10 protein-coding genes and 2 pseudogenes are annotated in these 16,479 nt (G+C 61.5%); 6 read left to right on the forward strand and 6 right to left on the reverse strand.

All coding sequences use genetic code 11. From position 1 onward, the window contains the following. The first annotated feature begins 105 nt into the window (after nt 1-105). The 3 genes from OKW39_RS17865 to OKW39_RS17875 all read left to right on the forward strand — a co-directional run bounded on the left by OKW39_RS17865 (nt 106) and on the right by OKW39_RS17875 (nt 3,354). On the forward strand, nt 106-558 hold the full coding sequence (locus OKW39_RS17865) for a hypothetical protein (protein ID WP_429563136.1): 453 nt from the start codon (nt 106-108) through the stop codon (nt 556-558). Next, nucleotides 555-2,648 carry an AAA family ATPase gene (locus OKW39_RS17870; RefSeq protein ID WP_429563137.1) on the forward strand — a complete coding sequence of 698 codons (2,094 nt, stop codon included), beginning with the start codon at nt 555-557 and terminating at the stop codon, nt 2,646-2,648. The genes OKW39_RS17865 and OKW39_RS17870 overlap by 4 nt, the downstream gene beginning before the upstream one ends. Nucleotides 2,649-2,961: 313 nt before the next feature. Continuing rightward, nucleotides 2,962-3,354: a hypothetical protein gene (locus OKW39_RS17875; RefSeq protein ID WP_429563138.1), complete on the forward strand. Its 393-nt coding sequence runs from the start codon at nt 2,962-2,964 to the stop codon at nt 3,352-3,354. A gap of 292 nt (nt 3,355-3,646) precedes the next feature. Here the strand turns inward: OKW39_RS17875 and OKW39_RS17880 are convergent, their stop codons facing one another. The 3 genes and pseudogenes from OKW39_RS17880 to istA all read right to left on the reverse strand — a co-directional run bounded on the left by OKW39_RS17880 (nt 3,647) and on the right by istA (nt 6,293). Beyond that, complete coding sequence (locus OKW39_RS17880; RefSeq protein WP_429563139.1) at nt 3,647-3,964, reverse strand: hypothetical protein; 318 nt, start codon at nt 3,962-3,964, stop codon at nt 3,647-3,649. A 48-nt stretch (nt 3,965-4,012) separates the two neighbouring features. Then, nucleotides 4,013-4,780, reverse strand: a complete 768-nt coding sequence (gene istB, locus OKW39_RS17885) for an IS21-like element helper ATPase IstB (protein ID WP_429563140.1) — start codon at nt 4,778-4,780, stop codon at nt 4,013-4,015. A 14-nt stretch (nt 4,781-4,794) separates the two neighbouring features. Then, nucleotides 4,795-6,293: pseudogene (istA, locus tag OKW39_RS17890) on the reverse strand (IS21 family transposase). A gap of 75 nt (nt 6,294-6,368) precedes the next feature. On the opposite strand from istA, the gene OKW39_RS17895 reads away from it, so the two are divergent. Then, on the forward strand, nt 6,369-6,698 hold the full coding sequence (locus OKW39_RS17895; RefSeq protein ID WP_429563141.1) for a hypothetical protein: 330 nt from the start codon (nt 6,369-6,371) through the stop codon (nt 6,696-6,698). A gap of 137 nt (nt 6,699-6,835) precedes the next feature. On the opposite strand, the gene OKW39_RS17900 is transcribed toward OKW39_RS17895, so the two are convergent. Then, nucleotides 6,836-12,106: a hypothetical protein gene (locus OKW39_RS17900; protein ID WP_429563142.1), complete on the reverse strand. Its 5,271-nt coding sequence runs from the start codon at nt 12,104-12,106 to the stop codon at nt 6,836-6,838. Nucleotides 12,107-12,331: 225 nt separating this feature from the next. Between OKW39_RS17900 and OKW39_RS17905 the strand changes: the two are divergent. Further along, a pseudogene (locus OKW39_RS17905) lies at nt 12,332-12,845 on the forward strand (IS66 family transposase zinc-finger binding domain-containing protein); the annotation flags it as partial. Nucleotides 12,846-13,227: 382 nt separating this feature from the next. On the opposite strand, the gene OKW39_RS17910 reads toward OKW39_RS17905, so the two are convergent. Together OKW39_RS17910 and imuA are read right to left on the reverse strand one after the other, a co-directional pair. Further along, a complete protein-coding gene (locus OKW39_RS17910) occupies nt 13,228-14,190 on the reverse strand; it encodes an SOS response-associated peptidase family protein (RefSeq protein WP_429563143.1) in 963 nt (320 codons plus the stop codon). 179 nt (nt 14,191-14,369) lie between these two features. Next, nucleotides 14,370-15,074: a translesion DNA synthesis-associated protein ImuA gene (gene imuA / locus OKW39_RS17915; RefSeq protein WP_429563144.1), complete on the reverse strand. Its 705-nt coding sequence runs from the start codon at nt 15,072-15,074 to the stop codon at nt 14,370-14,372. Between the two features lie 378 nt (nt 15,075-15,452). On the opposite strand from imuA, the gene OKW39_RS17920 reads away from it, so the two are divergent. Next, nucleotides 15,453-15,980, forward strand: a complete 528-nt coding sequence (locus OKW39_RS17920; protein ID WP_429563145.1) for a hypothetical protein — start codon at nt 15,453-15,455, stop codon at nt 15,978-15,980. Nucleotides 15,981-16,479 lie beyond the last annotated feature (499 nt).

Genomic DNA, 16,479 nt, shown 5'->3' on the forward strand with positions numbered 1-16,479 from the left:
GAACGCGGCCTTGGTTGCCGAAAACTTCGAGCTGCGACTCCAGCTCAAGGTACCACCTTTTTTCGAATGGCTGCGTGCGAACAAGGGGATTCTGTAGGAGCCGAGATGAAAAATGGACAGATACGCGGAAAAGAGTATGTTGACAAGCTTGAGGCTTACCTCAAGGAAGCGCACGAATTGCCGCTCTCCGGTCGAGATGGAACATTGAATCTCGCGGAGCTGTCCCGAATCACTGGCATTCCAAAATGTTCCTTTTACCAGAATCCTCCTCTTAAGACGCGATTGACAGAAGCTCTGCAGGAACAGGGCGTGTCGCGACGAGGCGCGACGGCGGTCGAACATGCAGAGCCGGTTGCCGGGGAAACCGACGAAAGCGCCATTCAACGTGGAAGGCAATCGCTTGAACGCACGATCCACCAACTTGAACAAAAGCTCGCTGTCGCCATAGAAGAGTGCTCTACTTTGCGCGAAGAAAATAAGGCGCTCAGACTGCAGCTTGGCCGAGAAGACATGATGATAGAGACCGGTCGCCGTGTGGCATCGCTGGACCGACTATGAATCCTAGTGCCGACCCAATTAAATATGAGATCGTTGTACGGAACGTTCTCAGCGTTTTGAGCAACGGGGCGGCGATCTTCAGCGGATCCACGTCCTCAGGCGAAACGCTGAAAGTAGTCGCTACGACAAAGTCTATGGCGCGGGTGCCCGTGGAAGGCGAGACGTGGTCGGTCGATGGTCACCTTAGACTTCACGAGTCGCATGGGTGGCAACTGCATGCTGTCAAATGTCTGCACGTTCTACCTCGAGGGCGGCTTATCGAGCGCTACCTCGTCGAAAACTTTGAAGGAATTGGAGTTGCGAAAGCGGCTGCTTTGTGGATGTCATTTGGTGAGAATCTGATAGAGCTATTAGATTCCGGAAATGTTGACGCTTTGAAGGAGGTTGTCAGCTCACAGGTTGCAAGGCGACTTGTTCTCGGCTGGCGGGAAAGGCGAGGAGACGCGGAGTTGATTGCGTTCCTCGATGCTCACGGTTTTGATTGGGCGCTTTCCTCAAAGCTAATCCGGGTGTGGGGAAACGACGCGTTCTCTATGCTGACGCGCAATCCCTATCATCTCATCGCGTTCGAGACCTGGCCCAAAGTTGACGCCGCCGGGTTGAAATTGGGCGTAGCCAGGGACGATGAGCGACGACTAATCGGTGCGGTGGAGGCCACCATTTACGACCGTCTTTTGGAGGGCCATACGCTGACTGCTGCTTCAGTCTTGATCGACGGTGTCGAGCGACGTTTGAAACGGCGAGAGGGCGAAGTTGCGATTCAGTGTGCGTTGAGGGAGAGGGCAATTACAGGAAACGCGCCAGAAGGTTATCAGGCTGTTGGCGCAGCTGTTATGGAAAAGGGCCTGACACTTCGCATCACCCGGATGCTCGCCACCGTGCCGGAACCACGAGGCTTCACCCGGATCGTCGACCCTGACGACCGAGCCGAACAAATCTTGCGGACCGTCGAAGACTCTCTGGGCTTTCATTTCAACAAAGAGCAGCGTCTCGCTGCGTGGTTACCTTTTCATGCCAGGTTCAGCGTATTGAGCGGTGGCGCGGGCGTAGGGAAAACCGCGGTATTGAAAGCGGTGATCGCTTTAGCAGAGCAGGAGGGCGTCACGGTAATTCAGATGGCGTTGGCTGGGCTTGCAGCGCAGAAAATGGCGTCTGCGACCGGCCATCCGGCGACGACGATTGCAAAATTTCTGCGCTCTGTGCGGGCCGGGAGCCTCCGTCTGTCTGATAGATGCTTGCTTCTGATAGACGAGGCCTCGATGCTTGACCTACCAACGTTTTACAGGGTCTTCCAGTTTGTTCCTGATGGCGCAAGTATTCTGCTTGTGGGCGACCCAGCGCAGCTTCCTCCTCTCAACTTCGGCCTCGTCTTTCATCGCTTGGTGGACAACGTTCGTGTTCCTCGCGTTAGATTGACCGAAGTGCATCGGCAGGCTGATTCGTCGGGGATTCCGTTGGCGGCCGGCGCTGTCCGGAATCGTCGCTTACCGACCTTCGTGCCGTTTCAAGGCGTGCACAACGGAGTTAGCTTCCTTGAGTGTTCGCCCGAGCAGGTCAGTCATTGGCTGCGTCACCTATCCCACGTGTGGCGACACGAAGAGTGGCGCGCTCTGTCGCCTTTGAAGGTCGGCGCCACCGGGGCTCGGGCGATAAACGAGGCGTTTCATCTGGAAGCGTTGCTCCGTTCTGGAACAAACGGAACGTTTGTTGCGGATGAACCGGTAATCCACATGGTGAACGACTACGACCGAGGATTGATGAACGGCTCATTGGGTAGAGTTGTCGCACTCCATGACTGTGGAGATGTAGCAATCGATTTCGAGGGGGAGGTTCACACCGTCAAGCCGGATGAAATGAAACGAAAAATCGAGCTCGCGTACGCAATCAGTGTGCACAAGGCGCAAGGCTCGCAGTTTGGGCGCGTCGCCGTCGCCGTGAGCCAAAGTCGAATACTGGATAACTCTCTCATTTACACTGCCCTAACGCGAGGTGTTCACCAAGTCGTTTTCATCGGCGATTTGAAGGCCTTCGAAACTGCTGTCTTAATGCCGCCGCACGCGGGATCGAGGTCGGTTGCTTTCAACGTCTGAGCGTTACCTCATCAAAATCCAAATCGGCTCGAACTCGTCGCCCTGTGTTCAAGCTACGTATCCGAGTCACTAGCCCCCGCGTCGGTCGGCCGCCTAAGAATGCGTTGTAAGCGTCTTCCGATAGTGCGTAAGGCGTGTGAGCGGCAAATTTATGCATCTTCGCGGTGGCTCCGCAACTCCTCGCGAAGAATGCTGCGACGGCGCAGGGACCCTCCAACTCACTGCGCGACGTAACGCGTTATCTCCTATGCTGCTTTATGCCGCGTCTGCATGGCGCGCAATTTTTCCGACTCATAACCGGAAGGAGGGCGTCATGACTGATGAGTTTGACAAGGCTGGGTGGTCGCAGGACGAGCCGTCGGTAAATCTGACCTCAAGGCCGGTCGGTCGAGCCCAAGCCGCGCTCGCATTGGAATTGGAGCTGCTGACAGGCAGGCGTAGAGGTGAAAGCCTCGCGCTAGCGAAGCTCCTCGGGCACATCAGTACCGAGACAACAAAGCTCTATATCTCTGATGTGGGGACCTGCCCAGCGCCGAGGGAGCTGCTGTGCAAGCGGCTTGATTGCCTCAACACGGCTTTCGCTGTGAAGGTCGGTGCTGCACAGGATAAGGCCGTGTCGCCGTTCAGCCGTATTCATGAGGACATGGACGCGGTCGACGCCTTGTCTGCCCATCTCAGCGGATTGCGCCGGCAGCTCGAGGAGTAGGCTGAACATCTTCACCAGTGAAGCGAGGCGGAGAGTTCGCTTCACAGACGACTGTGCTTGCGTGCGGATTCTTGACGCCGTGGTTGCCAGCTTCACCCTCCCATGGTAGAAGCCTTCGCGTTTTGCGAATGGTATCGTGACGGCTGATCAAGGCGACGCCCTCAAATTGCGTATTTCGGGGAAGGTGAACGCTCGTTTCGGTGAAGTCGAACAAGCGGGAGGACAGTGCTGCGTAGTGTATGGATTGTAGCGTGAGTGTTCGGGATCAGGTGACGTCAAGCAGCATGGTCGGTCACGATGGGGCCATATTTTCTCCTTTTTCATGCAACTGATCGTCGCCGTTACTGCGTAACGAAGTGTCGGCGAAGTACGTACGCCACTGCATCGAATCGAGTTCAATATCCGCGAGGATGCGCTCGTCTTCCGCGATGACCAGCTGCTCGATCAACGCCCGTTGCGTTACTGCGTAACGACGCGCCAGTCTCGCAAGTGCCAGGGAGGCGCGGGTGTCGATCCAGACGCTCAGGCGTCGCTCGCCATTGCCATCATTGCCTGCATGAGGACGCCGCGCCCTGTACGTGGCTTGCCGTTGCGTAGTTGTTTTTGCCATTTCTTCTCCAATCTGATTTTGTTACCCGGTAACGGCTTCGCACGTGCGTTACTGCATAACGTTGCCGTCGGCGACATAGTTGTCTGGTTTGTGCTTTTTGCGCATCGAATCGCCCTTGAGCTGGATCTTGTGGGCCTGATGCACGAGACGATCGAGAATGGCGTCTGCAAGCGTTGGATCCTGCAGCCACGCGTGCCAGTGCTCCAGGGGAAGCTGTGATGTGATGATGGTCGAGCGGGTGCCGACGCGATCGTCGATCACTTCGAGCAGATCGTTGCGCGCGCCTTGGTCGAGGTCCTGCAGACCCCAGTCATCCAGCAGCAGGACGTCCGTCTTTGCGAGCTGTGCGAGCCGCCGGGAGAAGCTGCCGTCGCCGTGCGCGATCCTCAGTTCCTCGAACAGGCGGGCGACGCGTATGTAGAGGACCGAGAAGCCTTGCCGGCAGGCCTGCTGGGCGAACGCGCAAGCCACCCAGGTCTTGCCCGCGCCCGTTGGGCCGCTCAGGATAAGGTTCTGGGCATTGCGGATCCAGTCGCAGCCGGCGAGCGTGGCGACGACACGCTGGTCCAGTCCGCGACTCTGCCGGTATTCAATGTCCTCGATGCAGGCCTGCGGGTTCTTCAGTCTGGCCGCCTTCAGCAGGCGCTCAAGCCGCCGCGTGTCGCGCCAGGCCAGCTCACGATCGACGACCATGGCGAAGCGGTCCTCGAATGAGAGGCTCGAACTGGCGCTCAGCGCGGACTGTTCCTCGAAGGCGCGTGCCATGCCGTCGAGCTTGAGGGCTTTGAGCTGGGAGAGGGTTTGCTGCATCAACATCGTGACCTCCTGGGTCAGTGGTAGTAGTCGGGACCGCGCACGTTCTCGTGCTCGGGCGAATGCCATTCGGTGGGCTGCAACGGGAGTGCCGGCTGCTGGTCGAGCCCGGACTCGAGAATCGAGAGCACAGACCGGCGGGTAGGCGAACCGATGATGAGCGCCCGCTGGCAGGCCGCCTCGAGGCGTTCCTTGCCATACTTGCGTGCGAGCCCCTGCAGGCCGAGGCAGGCGCGGTAACCCATCTCGGGATGCGGCCGGTTGGTCAGCAGGTGGTTGACGATCGCCTCGGCGCCAGGGCCGATCGAGGCGCCCCAGTTTAGAAGGCGACCGGGTGTCCATTCCATGTGCGCGCGGTGCGCCGCTGGCATGTGTTCGGGCAGCGTGGTGTATTTGCCCTTGAGCCGGCTGCGCGCGTGGGCCGCGACACGCTTGCCGCCGTGCAGGATCTCGACGCCATGAAGGGTGACGCGCGCATCGACTTCCTGACGCACCAGGCTGTGGGGCACGCTGTAATAATGGTGGTCGACCTCGACGTGGTAATCGATGTTCACACGGCACTTCTGGAACGTGGCGATCTCATACCGGCGGGCAGGCAGTGCGCGCAGCGCAGGCTGGTCGAGCCGCTCGAACCATTCACGGCGGTTACCATCGAGCTTCCTGAACGGGCGCTGGTTCAGCTCGGTGATGAGCAGGCCGATCGCCTTGTTCAGTTCGGCGAGGCTGAAGAAGCGATGATTGCGCAGCCGGGCGAGAATCCAGCGTTCGACGATCTGCACGCCGACTTCGACCTTGGCTTTGTCCTGAGGCTTGCGCGGACGCGCCGGCAGCATCGCGGTGGCGTAGTGGTTCACAAAGTCCTGCGCGGTACGGCCGAGTCCGGGCTCGTACCGGTCGGGTTTCGCAATCAGCGCACGGGGGTTGTCTGGCACGATCAGCTCGGGTACGCCGCCACAGAACTCCATCGCGCCAATCAGCCCACCGATCCAGTCCGGGGTTTGCTCCGAGGGTGTTGCGCAGGCATACGTGTAATTCGAAGCGCCGAGCACGGCTACAAAGATGTGCGCCTTAAAGGCGACGTCGGCGTCGCGAGCGAGGATCGGCATGGTTTGCCCAGCGAAGTCGGCAAACAGCTTCTCGCCGGCGCGGTGCTGCTGACGCATCGAGCGCTTCAGTGTCTGCGCCCAGTCCTTGTAGCGCTGGCAGAACTGCGTATAGCGATAGGCCCGCTTGCCGGGATGGGCCTCGACGTACTCCTCCCAGAGCAGTTGCAACGTCACGCCCTTGCGCCGCAGTTCCCGGTGAATTACGTTGCAATCCGGCTCGATCCATCTGGAGTGACAGGACGCGCCGACGCCCAGTCCAGTCCTGCCGCCGTGGCAAGCTGAAGATACTGCGTGATCGTCCCCAGACCGACGCCGAGGGCGCCCTGCACCTGTCGGTGCGTGAGGTTGCATGCCCACTTCAGGCGGAGTACTTCCTTGATTTTGCGCATGGTTGTCCGGTGTGCCGGCATCGTCGGTCGCTCCAAAAAGGAGCCACCTTAACGCCAGCGGATTGGCCCATACGCAGCACCGCCATCACGAAACCGATGCTCCGTTCCGGTTTGCCGAACACCGATTCCGGGAACCCGAACAGGCGTTTCGGCATCTCGAACAACCGTTTCGGAACACCCGCGCATCTGTTCGACTTCAACCGAAACGCGTGTTCATCTTCCAGCGAAAACCCTGTTCGGCTTCAACCGAAATGTCTGTTCGGCTTCGCCGAAATACGCACTCAAATGAGTAATCGGCCGGAATGGGTCACGGCTTCAACATCGTTAGAAACCATGGGCGATTCGGACTTCGCGCGACAGATGCGCGAGGATCGTGAGGGATGGGAGCGTCAGCGTAAGGAAGAAGAGCGCAGGCATGGAGCTTGACGTTTGTCTAGGCCGCCCCGCTTCATGACGATGAAGGCGCACGGCGGGTGGCGAGTTCCGGGCCAATTGCAGACATTGAGATTGGGGCGGCGAGCGAACTCTCGTCACGCCGACCACGTGAAGCCTGTTCTCGACCGCTATCGCAGCTGCTTAATGCGCTCCTGGAGAGCCAGGGCGGCTGGGATGTTCATAGCTGCAAGTGCAGCAGCTATCTCGACAAGCGCCTGCCGCGCCTGAGCGTGTTGCGACAGAGCCTGCGCGTCGGAACTCAATGCCGCCGCCACTAGCTCCACCAATGCGTCGGCCGTACCCTCGCGGTACCAGCGACTGGAAAGCTCGCTTTCCTTCAGCATGGCGGCGAGCCAACGAAGCCCGTCAAGCCGATGCGGGGCTCCGAACTCCGTCGTCAGGAAGTGGCAGAAACGGGTGACGCATTCTTCGTCGCGAGCCAAGCGCGCAGCGGCCCAGCGTTCGTAGAGATCCTTCATCCGCAGAGCCGCGCCCGGGTGCAGCCGGGACAGGGCATCCTCGTTCCCGAAGCCAAGCAGGTCGCAAATCAAGCGCTCGCCGTAGAACCAGAGGCCAGGCTGAGACCAATCGGCTGCGAGGCCGTACTCCGCGGTGGCCCGCCAGACGCGCTCGAATGCCACCGGATCGCCACCTTTCCCGAGGCGCAGGAACAAGCCGCGAATGAAGTGCTGTAGCGCGTAGTGTGCGGCCGGACCGTGGGCGAGGACGGGTTCCCAAATCGCGCGCTCTTCCCCCACGGGCGCCGCGATCGACAGAGCTCCGAGCTTCAGAAGGATGTTGTAGCCGAGGTTCTGGCTCGGCAAGTCGTACTCGCCATCGTCCTTCTCGCGCGCCTTGGCGCGCGTGGCGTCGTAATCCCAGATGCGCAGCGCCAAGCGTGTGTCGAGATCGCGGTCGCCAGTGCCACCGCCTTCGATGAGCCAGTTAAACAGGATTTCGAGGAAGTGACCGTCTAGCGAACCGCCTCGTTCGCGCTCCGGCTTTCCGCGCCAAGTCTGGTCTCCGGTATTGTAGAGCCGCGTGCGGCGCTGGAAGTTCAAACGTTCTTGCCCTGCGACGACACGCTTGAAATCGAGCTCATCCGGCGTCGCGTTCGGTCCACGGAGCGGAAAGCGCCGCAGCCGCGCGAGCCACACCCTCCAGGCGCGCTCCGCATCGTCGCCATCGCCGTGGTGCGGAGCGAGCATGATGAGGCCCGACCAGAAGAGCCCGGCGCGGAGCAGTCGCCACCACGCGGTGCCAAGCTGCTCTCGATTCACGTAAGCGACGCCGACCACCACGGCGGTCGCTCGCGTGTCGCCGCTCGTCAGAAGGCGCAGGACGGCGGTATCCCATTCCTGAACGCCCTCTCCATCAGCGAGCCACAGGCGCATGACCGCATAGGCGACGAACTTCAGATCGTCGCGGAGGCTCCCCATGCGCCGCCCGCGAATCTCTTCTCCTGTCGATGCGACTGCCGCCACACCGGCGCGCACGACTTCGAGCGCTTGCTTCTGCGCTTCGGGGTTCTGGGCGAGCCAAGCGCCGCCCAATGCGACGAGCGTGCCGGCTGCAGCGAAACGGCATTTCGATTTCGCGTCCTCATCTTCGCCCTCCGCTCCAGCGTCACACTCTTGAAGCAGATTGAAGAGGTACGAGGCCTCATCGTCGGCGAGCGGATGGCCGCCCCGAAGCCTCTTCTCGCACTGGTCCGGACCGAGAAGGTACGCGAGGGTTGGCGCGCTGTCGGTCTGCCACGACAACACCTCGAGGCGGAGTTCGTCAGGATACACGAGGCCGTTGGTCTCCGCGCCCGTCGCCGGGTCCGTGACGGGCTGATAGTTGGCCCGGTCGAGCGCGGCGAACAGAAGCTTGAACTCCAACGCCTCCTTCGGGTCTTCAGGCAGCGCCCAAGTCGGCAGCAGGGCTTGAAGACGCCGCGCAACGTCGCCGTCGGCCAACAGGAGTTCGACAACGACATCGAGGAACTTCTGCTGGCGATGGGGCGCCAGGGTCCAATCACGCGCGAAGTCGAACATCGCCTGGCCGCCTCGGAGCCAGCTCCATCCGACGAAGTTGTAGCCAACCTGCTTCACGCGAACGCTGTCCCAATAAAACAGGTTCGGGAACGTAATCAGGGCTGCGAGGGGCCCCGTCAGCAGCGACGGCCGATACTTGGCGACGTTGAGGAGCACGCTGACGAGCGCCGCGGAGTTTCCCTCCCGGAGTATCCTCTCTATATCAGCGGTGATGTCCTCACCCGCGTCGAGCCGCAGCGTAAGCCAGCGCTCCAGCGCATCGAGAGCGCAGTACAGGTTTCCGTTGCGCATCGAATCATTGGACTGCGGCCAGCCGAATACCTGCCACCAGCCAGGGAAGGTCTTTGCCGATCCGTCTGCAAATTGCAGTGTCACCCCGGGGGCCCCGCCGGTTCGCCCCTTCATGACCTCGGCGACCCAGCGCTCCGTGCAGAAGTTCACCAGCGCGATGAGCGAGGTGAGCGCCGTTTCCGGGGCCAGCTGGAAGAAGGGGAAGAAGGGGCTCTTCCAGAAGGCCGTCGGGTACGCGTCCTTGGGGTATTCGAGGCCGAGGTCCATTTCGAACCGCTCGGACCCGTACTCCCGTTCCGGCTGGTCTTCGATGATGAGCGCGAGCAGGACTTCGGCCGCCAGCTCAGGCTGCGCACGCATCAGAGACTGGATGCCGTTCTCCTTGATGCAGGCGGTCCGAAAATCCATGTCGACCTTGTCGATGGCCCCTAGCGGCCAAGGCGGCAATCGCTCGCGGAACGACCCGACGGAGCGCGGCATCTGCTTCCGTTCCTCGTGCCGCGCCTTGTATTCGGCATCGGTCTTGAGACGCTCGACGTGCGTCTTCGCCTTCTGTAGCTGAACCTCGGCGATGCGCCGTTTGACGTCAGCGTCGACCTCTCGGCGTCCCGCGAGTTCGAGCGCCCAGTTCCCGACCTCGGTCGGCAGGTCTGCCGCGCCAGCCAGTGGTGCGGTGTACAGCAACGGCTCACGCGTCAGGTACATCACGCCGTGGCCCTTCTCGACCTGCACGGTCCGAGCCATGGCGAGCGCCATCTCCGCCATCTCCAGGCGGAAAGGCATCGGGTTGCCGCTGCTCAGCGTGTGAGGCGTTTTCGTCAGCCAGGTCTCGATGACCTTCGCGAGAGCGGACGAAACCAGCCCAGCCAGTCGCTCCCGCTGCGCGATGAGGAAGCGGAGAACGGGCGGCCAACGGCCGAAGACAATCGAGCGGTACTGCGCTTCCATGTACAAGCCGACCGCCGCGCTCAGTCCCATTCCGCCGCCGGTCGGCACCGTCGCGATGTGGTGGAAGCGCAGAAGCAGCCGCGTGAAGTGTTTCGCGCTGTTGCCGAGCAGGAGGTCGACGCGTTCGGTCAGGAAGCGTTCGGCGTCGGGGTCCAAGCAGAGCGCGTCAAGGAGGATATCGCACGCCAGCTCGCTCTTCGCGGCCTCCGCGGGCCCGAAGGCGACGTCCCAGGCCGTGCCACTCTCGGCCGGCTGTCGCAGCAGGAACTGGCCCAGCATTCGAAGCGCGTTCGTCCAGAGCGGATTGCCAGCCAGGGCGGTCCACTGCGGCGTGTCAGTCCAAATCTGCTTCAGGAACTGGAAGCGCGCCCAATCCGCCGCGAGATCGTGCTCGAACTCGATGCGGTTGGTCCGCTCGTTCAGGCGCAGCGGAAGCTCGTCGGGCCGCTGAGTGAACGTCGCCGTGTCAGCCGGCTCCAATTCGGTCAGCGCGAAGCTGCGCTCGAACGATGCTTCTCGCTGGGCGAGGCGCATCATCAACGCCTGCACGTCAGCGCGGTCCTTCGTCCAATACCTCCAGAGGCGGTCGGCGATGGCGGTGTGAGACGCCAGTCCACCGGCGTTCGACCCCAGCGCCGCACCCGCCTTGATGACCCACGCCAATGTCCGCAGGTTCGTCAACGCCGCAATGGTGTCGTCATGCGCGGCCAACCAGCTCAAGGTAGGCGAAAGCAGAAGCGCCAGCTTTACAACATCGCTCTTGAGCGTTTCGACCTCGACGAGATGCGCTTTCCGTTCACCGAGTATCGTCTCTTCGCCTTCGACCCAACTCTGCGTCTGCGTGACGATGACGACCCGCCACGCGCCCTCGGTCTCCTCGCCGTCATTCGGCAGGATAGCTTGAAGCAGCTGGTGGATGACGACGAACTCGCCGGCCTCAATGCGTTCCGCAGAGTCGATGACCAGCACGTTCTGCGGCTTCACCGTAGCGTTCAGCACCAGCGAGAGTTCGTGCGTCAGAGGGAGGGCGCCGCGGCGCGCGGCGCTAAGCGCCGTCTTCAGTTCTTCCGGACCTAACCACACCTGATTCCAGGACGGATACGCGCTGTCCAACACAGACTTGACCAGCGCAGACTTGCCCGAGCCCGACTCCCCAAAGACCACCGTGACCAGGTGGTCGGCGACAGCTGCCTGGAGCGACGCCTTCTCCGCTGTCCGCGGGACGGCGTAGCCAGACGGTAACTCCGTCTCTATCCGCGCCTTGTGGTCCGCCGTGATGTTGAAGAGCGTCTCCCAATCACGCTCGAAGTCCGGATGACGGCGGAGGCCGAACTGGCCCCGGAGCGAGGACAACAGGTCTGGGACGGTGATGGTCCCGCTGCGAAGGCGTACCTCCTTCGCGACGTTGATGAGGCCCTTCCAAAGAGCCTGCGCTTCGTCGTCACCGCCAGACGCGAGCAAGCGACGGCATTGCGCAATGGCCTGGGTCTCGTTCTCGGAGTGCGCGAACTGCAAGTCGGTCGGCAGCACGTGCAGGCGGCGAATGAGTCCGATGGTCTCCTCCTCGGACGCGCCGCCGGGCTTCTGGACGCTGTCGAAGACGCTCGACTGCCTCGTGTTGCTGCGGATGCGGCTCATAGCGAGCGCGATATCTGTGCCGCTGCACGCGTTCTTCACTTCGCGCCACGCCGGGTCGAACGCCTGATGGATGCCGAGCGTGACCAAGGCCAGCCCGTCGGCCGCGCGGTTGAACGGCCCCTGCGGGTCACGCCACTGTTCCCAAGCGCGCGTCACGAAGTCAGCGGGAAGGCCGGCCGCGGTCACCTGCAAATTGCCCTTCGCCGACATCGCAAGCCGCCGCGGCGCGGTGGCGGCCTGGGCTGTCAGCAGCAGGTCGTCGATGCGCCACCCCAAGGTCGAAACTTGGGCTTGGACCTGCGTGACGACGCCGCCGATACCCGGTGCCTGCTCACCTGACAGGGCCTTCACCAACTGCCAGGCGCTTATCAGGTCCTCGAACTCGAACCCGGCGCCGCTCGTCGACCGCAGCGTCGCGGGCGCGCGTTTCACATTGCCGCCGCGAGGCGCTTTCGGCTTCGATGTGTTCTTAGACGGGTCCATTAGCTTCCGAATGCTTGTAGCTTTGGATTATTGCCATGTCTGTCGGCGAGAAGCAGGGAGTGCAGGCTCCCCGCAGCCTTATGGTGGGCTTGAAGCGTGTTAGTAGGTCCCCGATTGCTAGTTCAGCACCACTGAGTTGCAGCGACAAAGTGTACCGCCGAGGAGGTGCCGGAGCCACCGCGGCCGTCAGGCACGAACCGGGCCAAATTCGGTCATTCGTCATCTGACCTTGCCGAGGAGCGCTTACGGGCTTACCGCCGCGAGCTGTTCGGTGCAAGGAGCGAAGCGCGGGATTCTGATCAATTCGGCTTGTTCAACGAAGCCGAAGCGCTCGGTGCGAACTCCACGCCCGCGCAGGAAGACACACCGGAAACGACGGTTGGCGCACACACGCGCAAGAAGCGCGGCCACCGTAAGCCGCTCGGTCCCAACCTGCCGCGCGATGTCGTGCGGCACGAACTGCCCGAAGCCGATCGCTTCTGCGCCAACGACGGTCACGCGCTTGTAGAGATCGGAGTTGAAACCAGCGAGCAGCTCGACATGCTTCCGCGAACAACTCCGCGTCATCCAGCACCAGCGCGTCAAGTATGCGTGCCCCTGCTGCGATCTTGGCATCAAGGTCACGCCAGCGCCGCCGCGCATCATCCCGCGCGGACTCGTGACCGAATCAGCGCTTGCGTGGATCGCAGCCGGCAAGTACCAGTGCAAAAGTACCCTCGCGCGCTCGGCGCAGTGGCTCGATGTCGAGTGCGACGGACTTGTCGGTCTCGCTCAGATGAGTGGCCACTGGCCGGCGCGCAGCGACCCGACGAATAACCAGTTAGCCATGGCGGGCGGCACAAAAGTGCGCCGCCCCGGCCGCGTTGATTCAATGCTGCCCTGCGTTCAGCAACAACCAAATTTGGCTTTTCGGTGACCCAGCAAGAATGCGAGCAAGCACGGCCCGGCACTGTGTGCATGTGTAGTGCTCCTCTCGCCGGGAGTCATCCACGGTCCCGATGCCGTTAAGCACAAGGTCATGATGCGGAGGTTCTAACGCCAATTGGCCGTGAAGGTCCGCGCAGTTTGCGCAAGATTGTATCCACAGGTCCATGCTCAGAGTTTCGGACATCAGGAGCCTGTCACGCAGCGAGACGGTGCTCGTAGTACGGCCGGTCCCTGTCATCAAGTATCGCGTACATGCGTTCAAGGTCCGACGCATCCGGGTTGAGCCAGGCGTCAATGTGTTCCGGCTTGATTGGGATGATGCATCGGTCGTGACCGGCGGCGGCCACTTCCGGTGGCGGCTCGTCTGTGATTGCGGCAAATGAGAGCAGGTCCGGCTCGCCCGACGCACTCCATCGCGACCAAAGACACGCGACGTGCATCAGTTCGCCGTTGCTCGGACGGAACTCCAGAACGACATTCTCATCGCGCTTATGGGTCTCCAGCAATGTCCCCTCGAACTTTGCCTTGCTCACGTTCTCGTAAAACACTTCGACAAGTAAGACGCCGTGCGTGCGCCCGAAGCACGGTTTCCAGAAGCCTTCCAGGTTGTCCCGGCGAGCGTTGTAGGTCCCAGGAAATTTGACATCGTGAGAAGCGGGCTTGCCTGCGATGCGGCACTGGTAACGCATTGGCTTCACGACTCGCTGTCCGTTTTCCGTAATCATTACGGGCGCGTAGTTGCCGGGAAAGATGCGAGAGTCTCGCGGCTGCAGTTCGGCTCTCTGCAAATCTTCGAGCTTGCGTTTGGTCCACGCGATCTTATCCGTCGCGATGCGCTGATTTTCGGTGGCTGCTTTGGCGACCTTCGTCTGCAAGGTTCTTTCCGCATCCGAGAGGCGCTTGCGCTGCTTGAACAGGTCCTGTTCAAGTTTCGTCGTCTGCTCGCAATTGAATCTGCGGATGAGAGCTGCAATCTCGGCCTGCTCTTCATTCTCTGGATTCGCAAAAGCGAGTTCCATCGCTTTCGGTACCTTGGCCTTGCTTATACCCTCGGCGCGTTCGAAGAACAGACGTGCGAATTCGTGGATGTCCATGGTGGCACCGAAGGTGCGCACGAATTTCCTGTAATCCGCAACTATCTGAGCCGAATAGCACACGGATGCCTCCGTTGGTTTCCGCATGATACTCAGTCTGAGACACGAACCGTTCCGCGACGTCACTAAGACACCGCCGGAGACCGGGCGACTGCTTGTCCACGCCGATGATCGGCCGGAATCGGGGGAATGCGGGAACACTGCAGCTCCCCCCAAGCCAGTCGGAAGCTTTCAAGGCTTAGCTAACCGCTTCCGTTGAGACAGCGCGAACTGCAACTTCGCGCGTCGGCTGGCGAGGAAGACGGGGATAGCGTGAAAGCAGAACCGGGGGTGGGCCGCAAAGGGACCGACAAAGGCTCGGCGGAAGCGGGACCGCGCCGCTTGACAATGTCGATGATCAATCCGTCGATAGATGGTCTCAGGGCTAGCCGCAACGCGGCCGGTGATGAATCCTGCGCCGCAGCGAGCGGTCGGACCATGATGAACAGGGTTTCCGAGGACTGTGCAGCCAGATGCAACCGTCGCAGCGAGGATGCTTGCGCGTACTGCGCCCAGAAGACCAGCGCGCCACAGCTTCCCGCCCGCAGGATTTGCTCTGCTGACCAGAGGGCATCAGCCGTTTTCCGGGCCTTCACTAGAAGCATCTCTTTCAAGGGCAGTCCGATGTAACTCAAACCCAGCCCGTTAGGGGTATGCGGAGGTTGCAACAATGCAACGGGTCCGTCACCGCCGGCAGCCAGCGCCGGTCGCAGCAGCCGCAGTTCGCCGATTCCGGCGTGTGGCACCAACAGGTCAACGAGCGTGCCTACCGGCCAGCCGCCACCCGGCAACTCCGCGGACAGCGCGGGGTAACCGGTCTCAACGATTCGTCCGCGTCCTCGCGCCAGTTGGGATGCGCGCCAGAGCGACGGGTGTATCTCTTCGGCAATGACGGCAGTTGCAGACATGCGCCCCCCGATGCTGTACGTTTATACAGTATTCTACGCCGCTATTTGCGAAGGTGGCGAGGCTTCGGCCATGGCCGCCGGGGATGGGATCACGAACGGGGCAGCACACCCGGCGCTTCGCGCATCGGAGCCCAGACGGCGAAGGTTCCCCGCGCATGCGGGGATAGACCCGTGACCATCAGAAAACACCTTTCCCGCCCCTCGGTTCCCCCGCATGCATGGGGATGGTCCCCTGATCGTGCGCACGAGCACGAGCATCGGGAAGGTTCCCCACGCGCAGGCGGGGATGGTCCGTACTGAGAAGTGGAAAAATGTACTATCTATTACTGACGTTCTTTTCATCGACGGTTTTGTGGACCACCCCCTGGAGAGGCAGCTATGGATACATTGAGATTCGCACTCGCGCTGGAAGGTGAAGGGATGGATCCGAACCACGCCGGCATCATTGCGCACGAGCTGTATGCGCTCTATGCGCACTCGGTGCTGGGCGGTAAGTACAAAGCGATTGACTACGGCGACTTCGACGAGCTTCAGGCCAAGGCCCGCAAAGTGAGAGAAGAGATGCAGAGGCGCGCCGACAGTATCCGCGCGCTCAACGAAGAGATGCGTCAGGAGCGGGAAGCGCGAGAGGCGGCGAGACCGGCTGAAGAAGCAAGACGCGCTCAGGAAGCGAGCGCAGCGAACGCTATGAGCGAGAGCCTTCGCGAAACGACGGCCTACCTGAAAGTGCGCACCGAGCTGAATCGCGAGACGGCCCGACTCGACTTTGTGTTAGAGAACGGCTTGCCGGAGAAGGGCTTCGAAGACGACGTGTATCGCTATCCCGGATGGGCGCACCTGGGCTGGTTTCCGACTCGGCGCGAAGCGATCGACGCGGCGATCAAATACCCAAAGAAGGACGAGTAATGGACGGTCCAATTCAGACGACGCCAGGCAGGGGATAGCCGCACTCGAGCTACAAAAGCGTCTATACGCATGCATTGTTCCCCCGCTCACGCGGGGAAAGACCCGAAATGACACTGGCAAGCGCGGCGAGCGTCGCAGTTCGCCCGCGCACGCGGGGATAGACCGATGCCGGCGGAGTCGCGGTAAATGATCGCGCGGTTTCCCCGCACGTGGGGATAGCGCGCAGTAGTTGAACGACTTGATGGTCGTGTCGGCGTTTCCCCCGCTCATGCGGGGATAGGCCCATCGTCTATGCAGGCCAGTTCGGCAACGGCGAAGTTCCCCGCTCACGCGGGGATAGACCCGGAGTGTCCCGTTGTGCGGAAGACCTCTGGTGGCCGAGCGCTGCGCGACGTGGTCGGCGGCAGTCGACCCACTGCCGACAGTCGAGTCGTCTCTGTTCCAACGGCAGGTGTCAGAGTGGAACGGCCATACCTGCCGCGCGTCAAACAAGATGAGA

This window comes from Paraburkholderia sp. MM6662-R1, assembly GCF_050436245.1.
GTDB lineage: Bacteria > Pseudomonadota > Gammaproteobacteria > Burkholderiales > Burkholderiaceae > Paraburkholderia > Paraburkholderia tuberum.

What these genes read in the sequence shown, in the direction of transcription:
- OKW39_RS17865 (WP_429563136.1), top strand. Translation starts at nt 106, where the DNA reads ATGAAAAATGGACAGATACGCGGAAAAGAGTATGTTGACAAGCTTGAG.
- OKW39_RS17870 (WP_429563137.1), top strand. Translation starts at nt 555, where the DNA reads ATGAATCCTAGTGCCGACCCAATTAAATATGAGATCGTTGTACGGAAC.
- OKW39_RS17875 (WP_429563138.1), top strand. Translation starts at nt 2,962, where the DNA reads ATGACTGATGAGTTTGACAAGGCTGGGTGGTCGCAGGACGAGCCGTCG.
- OKW39_RS17880 (WP_429563139.1), bottom strand. Translation starts at nt 3,964, where the DNA reads ATGGCAAAAACAACTACGCAACGGCAAGCCACGTACAGGGCGCGGCGT.
- istB (WP_429563140.1), bottom strand. Translation starts at nt 4,780, where the DNA reads ATGTTGATGCAGCAAACCCTCTCCCAGCTCAAAGCCCTCAAGCTCGAC.
- OKW39_RS17895 (WP_429563141.1), top strand. Translation starts at nt 6,369, where the DNA reads ATGCTCCGTTCCGGTTTGCCGAACACCGATTCCGGGAACCCGAACAGG.
- OKW39_RS17900 (WP_429563142.1), bottom strand. Translation starts at nt 12,106, where the DNA reads ATGGACCCGTCTAAGAACACATCGAAGCCGAAAGCGCCTCGCGGCGGC.
- imuA (WP_429563144.1), bottom strand. Translation starts at nt 15,074, where the DNA reads ATGTCTGCAACTGCCGTCATTGCCGAAGAGATACACCCGTCGCTCTGG.
- OKW39_RS17920 (WP_429563145.1), top strand. Translation starts at nt 15,453, where the DNA reads ATGGATACATTGAGATTCGCACTCGCGCTGGAAGGTGAAGGGATGGAT.